Source organism: Methyloceanibacter sp., from assembly GCF_035650995.1.
GTDB lineage: Bacteria > Pseudomonadota > Alphaproteobacteria > Rhizobiales > Methyloligellaceae > Methyloceanibacter.
The window spans coordinates 20,456-37,992 of record NZ_DASRGO010000044.1; the positions used below are offsets into that span (position 1 = coordinate 20,456).

The window sequence follows — 17,537 nt, forward strand, 5'->3', positions numbered from 1 at the left end:
AAATAGAGGCAACTTTCCGTATCTGACACAAGGATTTGCTGATGGCCCGCGTTACCGTCGAGGACTGCATCGAAAAGGTTTCCAATCGCTTCGAGCTCGTTCTGCTTGCGAGCCACCGCGCCCGGATGATTTCGGCAGGCGCCCAGATCGCCGTGGCCCGCGACAACGATAAGAACCCGGTCGTAGCGCTGCGCGAGATCGGCGACAACAAGATCGCTCCCGACGATCTCAGGGAAGACTTCATCCATTCGATGCAGAAATATGTCGAGGTTGACGAGCCCGAGGCCGAGGCCGTGCCGATGCTTTCGAGCGACACGCGGATGCCCGTGCTCGGACAGGACGACCAGTCGACCGACACTACGATCGACAAGATGACCGAGGAAGAGCTGTTGCGTAGGATGGCGAGCCAGGCGCCTTCGGATGGCTCCAATGCGGGACCTCGCGCGCGCTGACCATGCCTCGGCCCGCCAGGGCCCGCGTCTCAGCCTTGCCTCATCGCCCTGCCGCCGCGGCCTAGGCCGCGAGGCGGGTTTCGTCCTGCGCCGGAGGCCGGCTCCTCCCGGCACGATTGCGGGAAGCGAGGCGCGCCACTTATGACGACGCGGCAGTACGAGCTGGTCGAGCGTGTGCTGAGCTATCAGCCGAACGCCAACGAGGCGCTGCTCAACCGCGCCTACGTTTATGCCATGAAGGCGCATGGCAATCAGAGGCGGGCCTCGGGCGCTCCTTACTTCTCGCACCCGCTCGAGGTCGCCGCCATCCTCGCCGACATGCGGCTCGATGACGCCACTATCGCCACCGCTCTCCTGCACGACACCATCGAGGACACGGAGACCACGCGAAGCGAGATCGATGCCATGTTCGGGCAGGAGATCGGCACGCTGGTCGACGGTCTCACCAAGATCAAGAAGCTCGACCTCGTCACCAAGAAGGCCGAGCAGGCCGAGAATTTCCGCAAGCTCCTACTCGCCATTTCGAGCGACATCCGCGTGCTTCTCGTCAAGCTCGCCGATCGCCTGCACAACATGCGCACGCTCGAACACGTGAAGCCGGCCAAGCGCAAGATCATCGCCGAAGAGACCATGGACATTTATGCGCCGCTCGCCGGCCGCATGGGCATGCAATGGCTGCGCGAGGAACTCGAGAATCATGCGTTCCGCTGGCTGAACCCCGAAGGCTACGCCGCGGTGGTCGAGCGCCTCAAGGTTTTGCGCGAGGGGAACAAGGGCCTGATCGGCGAGATCGAAACGGCGCTCAGGTCCAAGCTCGAAGAAGCCGGCGTGCCGGCCATCGTCGCCGGACGGGAGAAGAAGCCCTACGCCATCTGGAGCAAGATGGAGCGAAAGCAGATCTCGCTCGAACAGCTCTCCGACATCTACGCCTTCCGCATCGTGGTGCCTGAGGAAAAGGACTGCTACCGCGCGCTCGGCGTCGTGCATACGACCTGGCACGCGGTTCCCGGCCGCTTCAAGGACTACGTCTCCAATCCGAAGCAGAACGACTATCAGTCGATTCACACGACCATCGTCGGTCCGCGCCATCAGCGCGTCGAGCTGCAAATCCGCACCGAGCGGATGCATCAAATCGCCGAATACGGGGTGGCGGCACACGCGCTTTACAAGGATTCGATCAACGGCTCTGGCCCGCCGAACGGCATGGTTCCGAGCCAGGACACCAACGCTTATCGCTGGCTGCGCCACCTCATCGACATGCTGCTCGAGGGCGACAACCCCGAAGAGTTCCTCGAGCACACCAAGCTCGAACTGTTCCAGGACCAGGTGTTCTGCTTCACGCCGAAGGGACGGCTGATCGCGCTGCCGCGCGGAGCGAACCCGATCGACTTCGCCTACGCCGTTCACACCGATGTCGGCAACACGTGCGTCGGCGCCAAGATCAACGGCCGCCCGATGCCGCTCACCACCGAACTCAGGAACGGCGACGAGGTGGAGATCATCTGCTCCAAGGCGCAAGTGCCGCCGTCGGCTTGGCAGAGTCTCGCCGTCACCGGCAAGGCGCGCTCGGCGATCAGGCGCGCCACGCGCGACGCGGTGCGCGCCCAATACGGCAAGCTCGGCCGCGAGATCCTGGTGCGAGCCTTCCAGCGCCGCGGCAAGACATTCAGCGAGGAGAGCCTGTCGCAAGCGCTCGGCCGGCTCTCGCAGAAGACGGCCGAGGATGTGATCGCCGCCGTGGGTCGCGGCGAGCTTGCCTCGGCCGATGTGGTGCGCGCGGTATTCCCGCAGGAGAAGGCGCAGGAGCAGCCCAAGCGCCGGCGCAAGGTGACGCGGAGCGAGGAAGGCTGGTTCGGCCTCGGCAAGGTGATCGGGCTCAAGTTCCGCTGGCCCGGATCGAGCGGCCGCACCGCCAAGAATGGGCCGAGCGGCATCCCGATCAGAGGCTTGCGCGGCGACTTGCCGGTGACCTTCGCCGAAGGCGGCGCCGTGCCGGGCGACCGCATCGTCGGCATTCTCAATCCCGGCCAGGGCATCACCATTTATCCGATCCACGCCGAGGCGCTGAAGGCTTTCGACGAGGAACCCGAGCGCTGGATCGACGTGACTTGGGACATCGACGAGGACAACCCTCAGCGCTTCCCGGCCAAGCTCGCCGTGACGGTGCTGAACGAGCCCGGCAGCCTCGCCCAGGTGGCGAGCGTGATCGGCGAGGCCGACGGCAACATCGACAACATCAAGATGACGACCCGGGTGCCCGACTATACCGAGATGCTGATCGATCTCGAAGTTTGGGACCTCAAGCATCTGAACGACATCATTGCGGGCTTACGCGCCAAGGATATGGTCTCGAGCGCCGCGCGCGCGAGCGGCTAGAACGCCGCGGAGCGGCTGAAAACTAGAGCGCCTTAACCTAAATATGCTAGGCGTCTCCTCGCCTGAGGCCGGCCGTCGTAGCCGGTGGGGGGGCGAATTTTACGAGGTGGATATGCTGTTCCGACGCCGGGAGGCGGAGAGCTGGTGGGAGAGGGTGCGCGTGCATCTTTGGCCGCGCAGGAGCTTCAGCCGCTCGGGCCGCTACGTCGTCTACCGGCTGCGCCGCTTGAGCGAGTCGCCGCATGCTGTCGCGCTCGGCTTTGCCGTCGGTGCCTTCTCGGCCACCACGCCCTTTCTCGGCACCCACATGATGATGGCGGTTCTGCTCGCGTGGATCGTCGGCGGCAGCATCGTCGCCGCCATTCTCGGGACTTTTGTCGGCAATCCTCTGACTTATCCGCTCATGTGGTATTCGACCTACGAGATCGGCAACCTGATGCTCGGAGGGCGAGCCGCCAAGCATCATATCGACTTGTCCAACGGCATCTTCCAGTCCTCGCTCGCCAAGCTTTGGCCGATTCTGAAGCCGATGTCGCTCGGCTGCATTCCGGTGGGACTGGCCATTGCCGTTCTGAGCTACCTGCTCGTCAAACCGATGGTCGAGGCCTATCGCCATCGCCGGCTGCGCGAGCTGCAGTGTAGGTCTCGCGAGGCTCTCGGCGCGCCATGACGAAAAGACTTGAGATCGGCGCGCGCCGGCGCAAGGGCGTGGCTCCGATCCGCCTCGGCATCAACATCGATCACGTGGCGACGCTGCGCAATGCGCGGGGAGAGCGCCATCCCGACCCGTTGCGGGCGGCCAGGCTCGCCGTCGAGGCGGGCGCCGACAACATCACCGCGCATCTCCGCGAAGATCGCCGCCACATCAAAGATGAGGACATCGCGCGGCTTACCGCCGCCAAGCTCGCCCCGCTCAATCTCGAAATGGCGGTGACCGAGGAAATGCTCGCCATTGCGCTCAAAGTGAAGCCGCACGCCACCTGCCTCGTGCCCGAGCGGCGCGAGGAGATTACCACCGAAGGCGGGCTCGACGTTGCAAGCCAGATCGAAACCCTCGCGCCCTATATCGCCAAACTTCGCGCCGCCGGCATCCAGGTCTCGCTGTTCATCGATCCGGAGCCCGAGCAGATCGACGCCTCGGCCAAGGTGAAGACGGATGCCATCGAGCTTCACACCGGCACCTATTGCCGCGCTGCCGCCTCAGGCGACCGGCGCGCGAGCGAACGTGAGCTCAAACGCCTGATCGACGGTGCCCGTCAGGCGGCAGCCCTCGGCCTGGAGGTCCATGCCGGACATGGGCTCGATTATGATAACGTCGGTCCGGTCGCCTCGATTCCCGAGATCGTCGAGCTTAATATCGGTCATCACCTCGTCGGCGAGGCGATCTTCGTCGGCCTTGCCGCGAGCGTTGCGCGCATGCGCGCGGCGATGGATGCCGCCCGCGAAAGCCTGCGGCATAGCGACACGGAAGCGAGCCTCGGCACGTGATGATCATTGGGCTTGGCAACGACGTCATCGATATCAGGCGAGTCGAGCGCACCATCGAGCGCTACGGCGAGCGCTTCCTGTCCCGCATCTTCACCGAGAAGGAGCGGCTGAAATCCGACGGCAGAGCGGCACGCGCCGCGTCCTACGCCAAACGTTTCGCCGCCAAGGAAGCCTGCGCCAAGGCGCTCGGAACCGGCTTCCGCCACGGTGTATACTGGCGCGACATGGGCGTCGTGAATTTGCCGTCAGGGCGTCCCACACTCGAACTGACCGGCGGTGCGGCGCTGGCGCTTGCCGCGATCACGCCGGCGGGACACGAGGCACGCATCGACTTATCCATTACCGACGATTTCCCCACGGCCCAGGCCATTGTCATCATTTCGGCGTTCAAGGTCCCCATGCGCGATTGAGCGCGTTTGCCTGATCGCAAGCGAGAGGCTATAGGGGCGCGAGCCCAAAGGCGGCCCAAACGCCGCAAACGATCAATTCAGGAGAGCTTCGCATTATGAGCTTAGAGGCCGAAAAGGCGGAAGCGGGGACCAGCATCAAGGATACGATCCGCGTCATCATCCATGCGCTGTTGCTGGCGTTGCTGGTGAGGATCTTTCTTTTCCAGCCCTTCAACATCCCGTCCGGCTCGATGATCCCAACGCTTCTGATCGGCGATTATCTGTTCGTCTCGAAATACAGCTACGGCTATAGCCGCTACTCCTTGCCCTTCGGGCTCAACCTGTTCTCTGGCCGGGTGTGGGCCAAGGAGCCCGACCGCGGCGATGTCGTCGTGTTCAAGCTGCCGCGCGACAACGAGACGGATTACATCAAGCGCGTGATCGGCCTCCCCGGCGACGAGATCCAGATGATGCACGGCGTGCTCTACATCAACGGCAAGGCGGTCCCCAAGGTGAAAACCAACGACTTCGTTGTCAAAGACGAGTCGGGCCGCGAGCGGCACATGGCGCGCTACATCGAGACCCTGCCCAACGGCGTGAGCTATCCCGTGCTCGATCTCGTCGATGACGGCTTCGGCGACAACACCGAGGTGTACAAGGTGCCGGAGGGGCACTTCTTCATGATGGGCGACAATCGCGACAACTCGACCGACAGCCGCTTCCTGTCGGAGGTCGGCTTCGTGCCGTTCGAGAATCTGGTCGGCAAAGCGCAGATCATCTTCTTCTCGATCGACGAGGAGTCGGATTTCTGGCACGTGTGGGATTGGCCGGAGAGCGTGCGCTGGTCGCGCATCTTCCATGTGGTGCATTGAGCGTTGCCCAAGCGGCGGCATAGGCCGATTGCCGAGTTGGCCGAGGGGCTCGGCCACGAATTCTCAAATCCGGCTTTGCTGAAGCTCGCGCTGACCCATGCCAGCGCGCGCTCGAGCGGCAAGCCGAACGAGGACAACGAACGCCTCGAATTCCTTGGCGACCGGGTGCTCGGACTTGCGATCGCCGAGATCCTGACCGACCATTTCCCCGAGGCCTATGAGGGCGAGCTTGCCCGCTGGTTCAACTATCTCGTGCGCGCCGAGACCTGCGCCGAGGTGGCGCAAGCGTGGCAGCTCGGCGACTTCATCCTGATGAGCGGCGGCGAGGCGCTGAGCGGCGGGCGCGGCAAGAAGACGATCCTCGCCAACACCTGCGAGGCGGTGCTTGGCGCGATCTTCGCCGATGCGGGCTATGAGGCGGCGCGCGCCGTTGTACGTCGCTTCTGGGAACCGCATCTCGGCGAGATCGAGGCGGCGGCGCCCGATGCCAAATCCGTGCTCCAGGAATGGGCGCAAGGACGGCGGCTGCCGCTGCCGCGTTATCTCGAAGTCGCCCGCGAGGGGCCCGACCACGCGCCGCGCTTCACCGCCGAGGTGCAGATCGACGGCGTGCCGCCGGAGCGGGGGCAGGGAGCCAATAAGCGTGCCGCCGAGCAGGCGGCGGCGCTTGCCATGCTGTTGCGCGAAGGTGTCTGGCGGTCCCCACATGATGGCTAGGGCCAAGCGCGGCAGCGAGCTGGGCGAAACGGCACCCGTAGAGCAGGGGAGCGACGCGCCGACGCGCTGCGGCTTCGTCGCGTTGATCGGCGCGCCGAACAGCGGCAAGTCGACCCTGACCAATGCGCTCGTCGGTGCCAAGGTGTCGATCGTCACCCACAAGGCGCAGACGACGCGGGGGCCGGTGCGCGGCATCGCGCTCATCGGCTCATCGCAAGTGATCCTCGTCGACACGCCCGGCATCTTTCAGCCCAAGCGCCGGCTCGACCGCGCCATGTTCCAGGCCGCCTGGGACCGCGCCGCCGAGGCCGACCTCGTCGCGCTCGTGATCGACGCCCATCACGGGATCGAACCCAACCTCGATCCGATCTTCGCCAAGCTCGGCGAGGTGAAGCGCCCCGTCATCGCCGTCCTCAACAAGATCGACATCGTGGCGAAACCCGAGCTGCTCCGCATCGCGGCCGAGCTCACGCAACGCAAGCAGTTCGAAGAGGTTTTCATGATCTCGGCCCTGACTGGCGACGGCATCGCCGAGCTCAAGGCGTATTTGGCGCGGTCCGCTCCCGAAGGACCTTGGCTCTACCCCGAGGATCAGCTCACCGACGCCTCGCTGCGCCAGACCGCGGCCGAGATCACGCGCGAGAAGCTGTTCCTCAGGCTGCACGAGGAGCTGCCCTATACGCTCACCGTCGAGACCACCGACTGGAAGGAATTGAAGGACAAGAGCATCCGCATCGAGCAGACGATCTACGTGATGCGCGAGAGCCAGAGAAAGATCGTGCTCGGCGCGCATGGCCAGACCATCAAGGAGATAGGAAGTCTCGCCCGCAGCGAGATCGCCGAGATGGCTGGCGTGCCGGTGCACCTCTTTCTGTTCGTCAAGGTGCGCGAGCGGTGGGGCGAGGACCCCGAGCGCTACCGCGAGATGGGCCTCGATTTTCCCAAGGACTGATTTGGCGTCTTCGAGCCGGAACAGACCGATCCAGATGACGTTGACCCCTCTGAGCCTCACTTAAGAGGAGTCGACACGATGAGAACCACTTTTTTGGCCTTCGGCGTTGCGCTGTCGTTCATGACCGCTGCGCAGGCCGCCGACTCGGTTCCAGGCAGTATCGGCACGCCACCCGGCGCGCCCATTCAGAGTTTCGGCGCGAGCCCCGGCATGCCCGGCTCCCGCGGACCCGAGCCAAGCTTCGGCGCGCTGCCCGGTGCCCCGGGCTCGCCGAGCTACCAGCCGAATTCCGCGCTTCCGTCTCTCGGCAACCAAGGGAGCCCGCTCGCGCCCGAGCCGGGGAGCTCGGCCTCAGGCTTCGACGCGCCGAATTCGAGCAGCGGCGCCGGCACGAGCAGCGGTTCGCTCGGCTCGACGGGGACACCGGGATCGAGTGGCGCGCTTGGAAGCTCGAGCGGAACGTCGGGATCGAGCAGCGGCGGGACCTCGAGCAGCGGCGGCTAGATCCTGCATTTGCCGCATCCTCCTCGCGAAGGCCCCGGCTCCGGCGGCTAGTCGCGTCGCGGAACAATCGGGTGGCGCAATCGACGGCCTTGAGCGCTGAGGCCATAAGCCTCTAGGCTCGGCTCATGGACTGGAGCGACGAAGGCATCTTCCTCTCGGCGAAGCCGCTTGGCGAGGCGAACATGGTCGCCGAGGTCCTCACTCTCGGCCATGGCCGCCATCTCGGTCTTGTGCGGGGAGGGCGATCGCGCCGCATGCGCCCTCTGCTTCAGCCCGGCAACCTCATTCGCGTCACCTGGCGCGCGCGGCTCGCCGAGCATCTCGGCGGCTTCAATGTCGAGCTGATCGAGGCTCATGCCGCCCGCGTGCTCGACGATGCGCGCGCGCTTGCCGCGATCTCGACGCTCGCGAGCCTCGCCCGGCTCCTGCCCGAGCGCGACCCCCATCAAGCTCTCTACGCGGCGGCGCTCGGCGTGCTCCGCGCGCTCGACCGCACAGCGCTTTGGCCCGCGCTCCTCGTCCGCTGGGAGCTTCAGCTCCTCGGCGATCTCGGTTTCGGCCTCGATCTCAGCGAATGTGCCGCGACCGGCGAGGACATCGACCTCGCCTATGTCTCGCCGCGCTCGGGACGCGCGGTGTCGCGCGGCGCCGGACAGCCTTACGCGAGCAAGCTGCTCAGGCTGCCGGCCTTCCTGTTGGATGAGGACGCAGCCGCGAGCGATGCGGATATTCTTTCCGGCCTCGCCTTGACGGGTCATTTTCTCGAGCGTGACGTGCTCGCGCCCCACGGTCTCCTCATGCCGCAAGCGCGCGACCGGCTGATCTCGCTTCTCGGCCGGACCCAAGCGGCCGCTCGCTTGGCCTGAGCAGCCAGGTTATGTTCGCCGGAGTTCTTGTCGCGCGAGTGTTGCATGCGGGTGTTGGGTCATGCTTTCGCTCCGATGGTCGGCTTGGCGGCATCGTTCGCGGCGCTGCCCGCCTCCGCGCAGCAATTCGATATTCCTCCGAGCGCCAAGACTGCCATCATCGAAGAGACCAACGCCTATCGGCAAGGCAAGGGCCTTCCGCCCTTGCGCGAGAACCCGAGCGCGAGCGAGGAAGCGCAAGCCTATGCCGCCTACCTTGCGAGGACCGCGCGGCAAGGCCACAGCGCCGACGGGCGAAGCCCGTTCCAGCGCTGGCGCGCAAGCGGCACGAAGTTCTGCAAGTTCCGCGGCGAGAATTGGCACGAGTCGTGGACACGTCCAGCTCCGGCCTCGCCGGAGGCCGCCGCCGCGGCGGCAATGAGTTTCTGGAAGCATTCGCCGGGGCATGAGCGGGCGCTCAGATCGGCATCGACCGAAATCGGCGTCGGGGTGGCCGGCTGGCGTCACGGCAATCGATGGTACTACCAGGAGATCCAGGTTTTCATCGACACGTCCTGCCTCAAGGCGGTGCAAACTGCATCAAATGACACGGCCGAGAACGAGATGCCGCCGCTCCCCGACCGGAAGCCTATGCCGCCTCTGCCCGACCGCAACCCTTCGCGGCCTTGAGCCCGGCGCCCCGATGCGCTAAGCGCCCCTTATGGGAAAGCGCATAACCCCGCCGCCTGATTCGCAAGGGCCGATCGAGCCGGTCGATCTGCGCGAGGCGCTCGAACAACGCTATCTCGCCTACGCGCTCTCGACCATCATGCACCGCGCGCTGCCCGACGTGCGCGACGGGCTGAAGCCCGTGCACCGCCGGCTGCTCTACGCCATGCAGCAGCTGCGACTCGCGCCGCAAGGCGAGTTCCGGAAATGCGCCAAGATCGTGGGCGACACCATGGGCAACTTCCATCCCCACGGCAACCAGGCGATCTACGACGCGCTGGCGCGGCTCGCCCAGGACTTCACCGTGCGCTATCCGCTGGTCGACGGGCAGGGCAATTTCGGCAATATCGACGGGGACAACCCGGCGGCTGAGCGCTACACCGAGGCGCGCCTGACCGAGGTCGCGGCACGGCTGCTCGAGGGCATCGACGAGGATACCGTCGACTTCCGTCCCAACTACGACGGCCGCGAGCAGGAGCCGGCGGTGCTCCCGGCCAACTTCCCTAATCTGCTCGCCAACGGCGCCTCGGGCATCGCCGTCGGCATGGCCACCAATATCCCGCCGCACAATGTCGGCGAGCTGTGCGACGCGGCGCTGCACCTGATCAAGTTCCCCAACGCCACCGCCGACAAGCTGGTCGAGCTCGTGCCCGGACCCGACTTTCCCACCGGCGGGGTGGTCGTCGATCCGCGCGAGCAGATCGTTCAGGCTTACAAGACCGGGCGGGGAAGCTTCCGCCTGCGCGCCCGCTGGATCACTGAGGATACGGGGCGCGGCACCTATCAGATTATCGTCACTGAGATCCCCTACCAGATCCCGAAAGCGCGCCTCGTCGCCCGCATCGCCGAGCTGCTCCAGGCGAAGAAGCTTCCATTGCTCGCCGACGTCCGTGACGAGTCGACCGAGGAAGTGCGCCTCGTGCTCGAGCCGAAGAGCCGCAGCGTCGACCCCACGCTGCTCATGGAATCGCTGTTCAAGCTGACCGAGCTCGAGACCCGCGTTCCGCTCAACATGAATGTGCTGACCCGCGGCAAGGTGCCGAACGTGCTCGGGCTTCGTCAGGCCTTGCGCGAGTGGCTCGACCACCGCCAGGTCGTACTCGTCCGCCGCTCGAAGTTCCGCCTCGCCAAGATCGATCACCGGCTCGAGGTGCTCGACGGCTACCTTATCGTCTACCTCAACATCGACAAGGTCATCAAAATCATCCGCGAGAAGGACGAGCCGAAGCCCGCGCTGATGAAGGCCTTCAAGCTCACCGACGTCCAGGCCGAAGCCATCCTCAACATGCGGCTGCGCTCGCTGCGCAAGCTCGAGGAGATCGAGATCAGGCGCGAGCACGACAACCTGACCAAGGAGCGCAAGGAGCTGAAAGCCCTGCTCGCCTCCGAGGACAAGCAGTGGAAAACGATCGGCGACGAGATCAAGGCGCTCAAGGATCAGTTCGGCCAGAAAACCGGGCTCGGCAAGCGGCGCACGAGCTTCGCCGAGGCGCCCGAAGGCGTGGAGATCGAGCTTGCCGAGGCGATGATCGAGAAGGAGCCGATCACCGTCATTTTGTCCGAGAAGGGCTGGATCCGCACCATCAAGGGACACCAGGTCGAGACCGCAAGTCTCGCCTTCAAGGAGGGCGACCGGCTGAAGCGCGCGGTCAAGGCGCAGACCACGGACACGCTGCTCCTGTTCTGCACCAACGGCCGCTTCTATTCGCTGTCAGCCGACAAGCTGCCGGGGGGCAGGGGCCACGGAGAGCCGTTCCGGCTGATGATCGACATCGAGGAGGCCCACGACGCCGTCGAGCTGTTCGTGCACGAGCCGGGGCGGAAGCTCATCGTCGCGGCGACCAGCGGTCACGGCTTCATCGTGCCGGAGGACGAGGTGCTCGCCCAGACGCGCAAGGGCAAGCAGGTGTTGAACGTGCCCGCGGGCAGCGAGGCGGTCGCGTGCACGCCGGCCGCGGGCGACAGCATCGCCGTCATCGGCGACAACCGGAAGCTTCTGCTTTTCCCGCTGAACCAGCTTCCCGAGATGCCGCGCGGCAAGGGGGTCAGACTACAGCGCTACAAAGACGGCGGACTCGCCGACGTGAAGGCCTTCATCAAGAAGGACGGTCTGACCTACCTCGACTCGGCTATGCGGAGCTTCACCCTGTCGTCGGCGGAGCTCAGAGAGTGGTGGGGCGAGCGCGCTCAGGCCGGGCGGCTGCCGCCGCGCGGCTTCCCCAAGTCGAACTCCTTCGGCCCCCGGTTCTAACCAACCGGAAGCCAGAAAGGCCAGAAACCAGCAGGCGTGCTCGCGCGCGCTGGTCTCTAAATTCTGGATTCTGGATTCTGACTTCTGGCTTCAGGTCTCTGCCCGGACCCAGCCCTTAGAGGTAAGCCGCTCTTGCGGCTCAAAGCGGTTCTTGTAGCGCATCTTGCGCGAGCCCTCGATCCAGTAGCCGAGATAGACGAAGGGCTGGCCTTGGCTTCGCGCATACTCGACGTGGTCGAGGATCATATAGGTGCCGAGGCTGCGGTGCTTCTGGTACGGATCGTAGAAGCTGTACACCATCGAGACGCCGTCGCTCAGGCGGTCGCACAGCGAGACGGCGAGAAGCGGCGACGAGCCATCGCCGTTCGGGTCGGGACGGATGCGATATTCGGTGACGAAGGTCTCGACCACGCTGTCCTCGACCATCAGCGAATAGTCGAGCACCGACATCTCGGCCATGCCGCCGTCGGCGTGGCGCGCGTCGATATAGGTGCGGAACAGCGCATATTGCTCCGAGCTCGGCGCCGGCGTCATGCGCGTGGCAATGAGGTCGCGGTTGATCCGCGCGATGCGCCTGAGCGAGCGCCTCGGCACGAACTGGTCGACCAGGATGCGCACCGGCACGCAAGCCGAGCAGGAATCGCAATAGGGCATATAGGCGATGTTCTGGCTCCGACGGAACCCGCCCTTCAGCAGATTGTCAATGAGGAAGCGCGGCTTGTCGCGGGTCAGATGGGTGAACAGCTTCCGCTCGAGGCGGCCGGGCAGGTAGGGACAGGGCTGCGGCGCCGTGATGTAGAATTCCGGAAAGTGGCTCTTGTGCTCTGTCACGTGTCGACGGCCGGCGAATCCGATCCCATTTTCCCGCAAGCTTAGTGGATCAACGCCAGCCCGCGCAATCGGGCACGAACGCGGGTTGGCGGGCGCCCAAGCCTGGTGGAACTCCGCAACAATAGCCCTGTAATCCGGCCGGCTGATGACGGCCCTAGGGCCGGTTGATGAACAGGACGCCGGCGAGAATATCGTGCAGGCAGCGCTTGCGGGCGTCGAACAGCGCCCAGAGCAGGATCGGGCAGAAAATAACGAGGGAGAACCAGAACAGGAGCGCGTGGAAGGCCGCAACGAGCGGCGTCACCTTGCCGCCGTACCACATGCGGACCTCGAGTCCCATCATGCGCTGGCCGATGGTGGCCGAGTTCTTGCCGCCGATCGTGATCGCGTTGTAGCCGAGGCCGACCGCCGGGAACACGAGCCCGAACAGGAGCCAGGCAAGGCCTAGAGTGATGATGCCGAGCAGCGCCACCGCCACATAGGCGGCCACGGTAAGCAGCGTAATCACGATGGCGTCGATGATGAAGGCGAAGATGCGCTTGAAGATGACGCCGTCGAACAATTCCGGCTGCCGCACCGGATCGTAGGCGAAGGGCTGATTGGCGAAATCGCTTCCCGGGCGGGGCGGAAGCGTCTCTTGCTCACTCATCTCGTCATCCTTTCCCGGAGCTCAACACCGCTCTCAAGACAAGGTTCAGTCACGAGGCGAGTAAATGGTGGTTGACTGCCCTCCAAACAAGCGTTGCGGCGGCGGATTTCGCAGAAACCTCGCGCGCTCGATGGGTCGCCGAAAGATCTCGTCCCACCGCCAGGTTGCCGACGGCGTGCCGACACGTTAAGGATTTTCCCTGAAGGACGTGTGAGGCAGAGACTAACGGGGAGCGTCCATGCCAAGACCCTTGCTGTTGCTTGCGATTCTGATCCTAGGCGTCGCTCCCGGATTCCGGGCGAGCGCCTGCGAAGGGCAGGAGGTCATCTTCGAGGACAAGTTCCAGGACGACGCCGGCGGCTGGTCGCTCAAGGACAATATCGAGGTCAAGGACGGCGCCTTCACCTTCAAGCTCCCGCCCGACGATATGTCGTCGAACCTGAACGTCACCTTCACGGTCAAGGACGCCGACATTTGTACCGATACGGTCTGGCCGGACGGCGATCAGCCGGTCCTCGGCGCGGGGCTCTTGTTCTGGGGCGAGGACAACCGCACCTACTTCCAGTTCGGCATCCTCAACAACGGCAAGTTCTGGATCGCGCGGAAGCAGGACGGCAAATGGCTTGGCACCATCGCCGCCAATGTCGATTCGACCGCGATCAAGACCTTGCCCGGCGCCACCAACACGCTGCGGGTCAAGACCAACGGCAACAGCGCCACCTTCTACATCAACGGCACCAAGGTACGCGAGGTGCGCGGCCAGGCGCCCAAGAGTGCGTGGCGTTTCGGTTTGTCAGGTGACAATTTCGACAAGCAGAAAGAGGCCAAGGTGGTCTTCAAGAGCATGAAGGTCACCAATTGACGGCGCGAACGACTCTTGTTCGCTGCGTCCTCGCCACCCGGGCTAGCCCTTCAGCTTGCGTGCCGCGTCAGGCGCGAAATAAGTGAACACGGCGTCGGCGCCGGCCCGTTTGCAGGCCATCAGGCTCTCCATCATCACCCGGTCGCGATCGAGCCAGCCGCGCTCCGCGGCCGCAACCATCATCGAATACTCGCCCGAGGTCTGATAGACAAAGGTCGGAACGTGGAAGGCATCCTTCACCCGCCACAGAATGTCGAGATAGGCGAGCCCCGGCTTGACCATCACCATGTCGGCGCCCTCGGCAATGTCGAGGGCGACCTCGCGCAAGGCCTCGGCGCCGTTGGCCGGGTCCATCTGGTAGCCAAGCTTGTCGCCCTTGAGCTTGGCGCCTGAGCCCACCGCGTCGCGGAACGGGCCGTAGAACGACGAGGCGTATTTCGCCGCATAAGCGAGGATCAGCGCCTTGGGAAAGCCGTGCTCCTCGAGTGCGGCCCTGATCGCGCCGATCCGCCCGTCCATCATGTCAGAAGGCGCGAGGATGTCGCAGCCGGCCTCGGCCTGCACCAGCGCCTGGGCCACCAGCACCTCGATCGTCCGGTCGTTGTCGACCTCGCCATCGACAAGCACGCCGTCATGGCCGTGGCTGGTATAGGGGTCGAGAGCGACGTCGCAGATGATGCCGATATCGGGAACCTCGCGCTTGATGGCCCGCACAGCGCGGCAGACGAGATTGGTAGGGTTGACCGCCTCGCTCGCCGTCTCGTCGCGAAGCGAAGCCTCGGTGTAAGGAAAGAGCGCGATCGCCGGGATGCCGAGCGTGGCCGCCTCTTCGGCCGCCTTGACGGCGAGATCGATGGAGAGGCGCTCGACCCCGGGCATGGCGGCGATGGGCGTCCGCTTCTTGTCGCCGTCGATGAGGAAGAGCGGCCAGATCAGGTCATCGGTCGAGAGCGTGTTCTCGCGCACCAGCCTGCGCGTCCAGTCCGAGCGGCGGTTGCGACGGAGCCTCGTCGCCGGGAAGCCTGCCCGCGCGCCTTCGGCTGCCTTGAAGCCGCTACGCTTGGCGCGCTCGGTCCTGAGCGAAATGGGTTTGTCTTTCGGGGCTGCCACGCTGGTCCTCACATCGAACGGCCGGCCGGCAAGCTACCACCCTTGCCGGAAGCGTTCCAGCTACCCGCTCGATGTGGTGACCGCCATCCTAATCGCAAAGACCGGCGTGGCGACGCGCCTTCATGTCGAGATGGAAGTGGTTCTTGTGCGCCTCGTTGGCGGCGGGACCGAGCGTCGTGCCGAACACGCCGCAGGCTTCGTCATGCACGGTCTTCATGAAGAGGGCTTCGCGCTCGGCGAGCGTCTGCCCCGTCTGTTCGCCTTGCGGCGATAATGCTTGCGGAGGCTGAGCGCGGGGCGCGCCCGCTTTTGGCGTTGCGGCCTCGGCTGGTGCCACGAAGGGATTGCTCTTTACTTTAGCCGCAACCGAGACATCGGCGGCTGCCCCGGGCCGCGGCGCCGGGGGCTTGGCCACGGCGGGGGGCGCCGGCTTCTCGAACGGGTTCGCCTTGATCCTGGTGAGGAGGACGGCGCCGTCGCGCGCTGCGACGACCAGCGCCGTCGGGGTCGTGGCTTGCGCCGCCGTCGTGATCGATCCCGTCACCGCAGAGGGTTTCTCCTCCTTCGCCGCGGATGCGGCCGGCTCCGAAGCGACTCCCGGCCAGTTGTCGAGCACCGTCAGGCGCTGGCCTGAGGCGAACACGAAGTCTGACACATCGAGCGCATTGGCGAGCGCGTGCTCGCTGAGCGGCGTGTCGGCGCCGCCATAGCGATTGCGGCACACATAGGAGGAGGCATTCGCGAGCTTGACCACCTCCGTGCCGAGCCGGGCCTTCGCTTCCGGCTGGACCTTGTCCTTGAGCCAGCGGGACAGGGCCGCGGCGAGGGGGCAGCTGATGGTCGCGGGCGGATCGATCACGACCTTGGGGTCGCTTCCGATCGACTTCACCAGGATCGGAGCAGGCGCCCCGCAAAGACCCTCCTTGATAGGAGAAAGCGGCTCGTAGTCGAGCGCGACGCCGGAGAGAAGCTTGTCGCAGTCGGCCTTCGCCTTGGCGATCTCGGCCTCGGTCCAGGGGACGGTCGGTTGATCGCCTGGCAATACCGGGCCTTCGACATGCGCCGGCTTCCGCTCCGGCAGCGGCGGCACGGCATCGGTCTCGGCCCGGGCGGCAAGCGGCAGCGCGGCGAGGAGCGCAAGAAGCCCGGTGCTAAGACGGCCAAGCGTCATGATCTTTCGTCCAATGGGCGTTCCGCCAAAGCTTGTGGTTTCGGCGATTGGATGGTAGCTGCCCCCGGGCCTTTTGCCCTCGACTGGCCTTTCCGGGACAAGGCGGGCCTTTTCAAGGCAGAGACCGACATCTACGGGGTTGCGATCAAGGGCGTCTTCTAAGTGACTGAAGTGACTGAAGTGTCTGAAGCGCTGGGCATCACCTTCGAGGAGATCGACCGCGCGGGTGTGGTCACGCTCGACCGGCCCTCGCGGTTAAACGCGCTGAACCGTGAAATGTTCGAGGCGCTCACCGCCCATTACCGGCGCTGGGCCCCCGCGCCGCACATCTATGGCGTCGTGATGCAATCGACCCATCCCACCGTGTTCTCGAGCGGCGGCGACCTCAAGGTCTTGCACGAGCTCTCCGAACAGGGTGCCTTCGAGGCCATCCGCAGCTTCTATCGCGCGGCCTACACGCAAGTCTGGACGCTCGAGACCTTCATCAGGCCGAACGTGCCGTTGATCAACGGACTGTGCTTCGGCGGCGGCGTCGGCATCAGCCTGTTCGGCACCCATTGCGTCGCAGCCGAAGGCTATAAATTCGCAATGCCGCAGGTCGGCATTGGATTCTTGCCGGACGTCGGCAGCACCTATGTCCTGCCGCGCCTGCTCGGTTGGATCGGCACTTATCTCGCTCTCACCGGCCGCGCCATCGGCCCCGCCGAAGCCTTCCGGCTTAAGCTCGCGAGTCATTACATTCCCTCGTCCTGCTTCGGCGTGATCAAGGATGCAATCAGCGACAACCATCCCGTCGACCGGCTGCTCGACGGCCTGCACCGCGATCCCGGCGAAGGCGATCTCGTCAAGCATAGCCCGGTGATCAATCGCGCCTTCTCGGCGCAGACCGTCGAGGAAATTCTCGAACGCCTCGACATGGAGGAGGGAGAGGATGCCGCCTTTGCATGCGAGACCGCGGCCGAGATACGCAAGAAGTCGCCGACCTCGCTCAAGGTCGCTCTGAGGCAAATGCGGCTCGGGCGTTCGCTCGACCTCGACGAGGCGCTGCGGCTCGAGTTCCGGCTCGCCTCGCATCTCGTCAAGATGCACGACTATCGCGAAGGCGTGGCCGCGCGTATCACCGGCAAAGGCCGCGCGCCGGAATGGCGCCCCGCAACCCTCGCCGAAGTCGACGAGGAAGCGATCGAGCGCATGTTCGACACCCCGCTCGAGGACGAGCTTCGGTTGCCCGAACGCTTCTTCGTCGCCTGATTCTCCACTCAAACGCCCGACAACATCATCGAAACTTAATTCTAGAATTTCATGCAATCTTAAGCGTCTCGCTTAAGCGGATTTTAGG

Annotated in this window: 18 protein-coding genes; 14 read left to right on the forward strand and 4 right to left on the reverse strand. The window is 64.9% G+C overall.

The window, feature by feature from the left end; genetic code table 11:
- Positions 1-41 precede the first annotated feature (41 nt).
- The 12 genes from rpoZ to parC all read left to right on the forward strand — a co-directional run bounded on the left by rpoZ (position 42) and on the right by parC (position 11,575).
- Complete coding sequence (gene rpoZ / locus VFB18_RS03865) at positions 42-452, forward strand: DNA-directed RNA polymerase subunit omega (protein WP_324971203.1); 411 nt, start codon at positions 42-44, stop codon at positions 450-452.
- A 141-nt stretch (positions 453-593) separates the two neighbouring features.
- A complete protein-coding gene (locus VFB18_RS03870) occupies positions 594-2,828 on the forward strand; it encodes a bifunctional (p)ppGpp synthetase/guanosine-3',5'-bis(diphosphate) 3'-pyrophosphohydrolase (protein ID WP_324971205.1) in 2,235 nt (744 codons plus the stop codon).
- 112 nt (positions 2,829-2,940) lie between these two features.
- Positions 2,941-3,498 carry a DUF2062 domain-containing protein gene (locus tag VFB18_RS03875; protein ID WP_324971207.1) on the forward strand — a complete coding sequence of 186 codons (558 nt, stop codon included), beginning with the start codon at positions 2,941-2,943 and terminating at the stop codon, positions 3,496-3,498.
- Positions 3,495-4,316, forward strand: coding sequence for a pyridoxine 5'-phosphate synthase (locus tag VFB18_RS03880; RefSeq protein ID WP_324971209.1), 822 nt, complete (start codon positions 3,495-3,497; stop codon positions 4,314-4,316). The genes VFB18_RS03875 and VFB18_RS03880 overlap by 4 nt, the downstream gene beginning before the upstream one ends.
- Positions 4,316-4,726, forward strand: a complete 411-nt coding sequence (gene acpS / locus VFB18_RS03885; RefSeq protein WP_324971283.1) for a holo-ACP synthase — start codon at positions 4,316-4,318, stop codon at positions 4,724-4,726. Before VFB18_RS03880 ends, acpS begins: the two co-directional genes overlap by 1 nt.
- A 95-nt stretch (positions 4,727-4,821) precedes the next feature.
- Complete coding sequence (gene lepB / locus VFB18_RS03890) at positions 4,822-5,577, forward strand: signal peptidase I (RefSeq protein ID WP_324971211.1); 756 nt, start codon at positions 4,822-4,824, stop codon at positions 5,575-5,577.
- 3 nt (positions 5,578-5,580) lie between these two features.
- Entirely contained in the window at positions 5,581-6,294 is a 714-nt protein-coding gene (gene rnc, locus VFB18_RS03895; RefSeq protein ID WP_324971213.1) for a ribonuclease III, read from the forward strand.
- Complete coding sequence (gene era / locus VFB18_RS03900; RefSeq protein WP_324971215.1) at positions 6,287-7,246, forward strand: GTPase Era; 960 nt, start codon at positions 6,287-6,289, stop codon at positions 7,244-7,246. The genes rnc and era overlap by 8 nt, the downstream gene beginning before the upstream one ends.
- Positions 7,247-7,324: 78 nt before the next feature.
- Entirely contained in the window at positions 7,325-7,750 is a 426-nt protein-coding gene (locus VFB18_RS03905; RefSeq protein ID WP_324971217.1) for a hypothetical protein, read from the forward strand.
- Between the two features lie 125 nt (positions 7,751-7,875).
- Positions 7,876-8,616, forward strand: a complete 741-nt coding sequence (gene recO / locus VFB18_RS03910) for a DNA repair protein RecO (RefSeq protein ID WP_324971219.1) — start codon at positions 7,876-7,878, stop codon at positions 8,614-8,616.
- A gap of 84 nt (positions 8,617-8,700) precedes the next feature.
- The gene (locus VFB18_RS03915) at positions 8,701-9,285 is read left to right on the forward strand and encodes a CAP domain-containing protein (RefSeq protein ID WP_324971221.1); all 585 of its coding nucleotides are present in this window, start codon (positions 8,701-8,703) and stop codon (positions 9,283-9,285) included.
- A gap of 31 nt (positions 9,286-9,316) precedes the next feature.
- Positions 9,317-11,575, forward strand: a complete 2,259-nt coding sequence (gene parC / locus VFB18_RS03920) for a DNA topoisomerase IV subunit A (protein ID WP_324971223.1) — start codon at positions 9,317-9,319, stop codon at positions 11,573-11,575.
- A 90-nt stretch (positions 11,576-11,665) separates the two neighbouring features.
- Here the strand turns inward: parC and VFB18_RS03925 are convergent, their stop codons facing one another.
- Together VFB18_RS03925 and VFB18_RS03930 are read right to left on the reverse strand one after the other, a co-directional pair.
- Complete coding sequence (locus VFB18_RS03925; RefSeq protein ID WP_324971225.1) at positions 11,666-12,406, reverse strand: arginyltransferase; 741 nt, start codon at positions 12,404-12,406, stop codon at positions 11,666-11,668.
- Positions 12,407-12,560: 154 nt separating this feature from the next.
- Complete coding sequence (locus tag VFB18_RS03930) at positions 12,561-13,055, reverse strand: RDD family protein (protein ID WP_324971226.1); 495 nt, start codon at positions 13,053-13,055, stop codon at positions 12,561-12,563.
- Between the two features lie 238 nt (positions 13,056-13,293).
- Between VFB18_RS03930 and VFB18_RS03935 the strand changes: the two genes are divergently transcribed.
- A complete protein-coding gene (locus VFB18_RS03935) occupies positions 13,294-13,917 on the forward strand; it encodes a family 16 glycoside hydrolase (protein WP_324971228.1) in 624 nt (207 codons plus the stop codon).
- Between the two features lie 42 nt (positions 13,918-13,959).
- On the opposite strand, the gene hemB is transcribed toward VFB18_RS03935, so the two are convergent.
- Together hemB and VFB18_RS03945 are read right to left on the reverse strand one after the other, a co-directional pair.
- Positions 13,960-15,027 (reverse strand): porphobilinogen synthase, encoded by a 1,068-nt coding sequence (gene hemB / locus VFB18_RS03940; RefSeq protein ID WP_324971230.1) that lies wholly within the window; start codon positions 15,025-15,027, stop codon positions 13,960-13,962.
- 88 nt (positions 15,028-15,115) lie between these two features.
- The gene (locus tag VFB18_RS03945) at positions 15,116-16,198 is read right to left on the reverse strand and encodes an extensin family protein (protein WP_324971232.1); all 1,083 of its coding nucleotides are present in this window, start codon (positions 16,196-16,198) and stop codon (positions 15,116-15,118) included.
- Between the two features lie 180 nt (positions 16,199-16,378).
- On the opposite strand from VFB18_RS03945, the gene VFB18_RS03950 reads away from it, so the two are divergent.
- A complete protein-coding gene (locus VFB18_RS03950; RefSeq protein ID WP_324971234.1) occupies positions 16,379-17,449 on the forward strand; it encodes an enoyl-CoA hydratase/isomerase family protein in 1,071 nt (356 codons plus the stop codon).
- Positions 17,450-17,537: the final 88 nt, after the last annotated feature.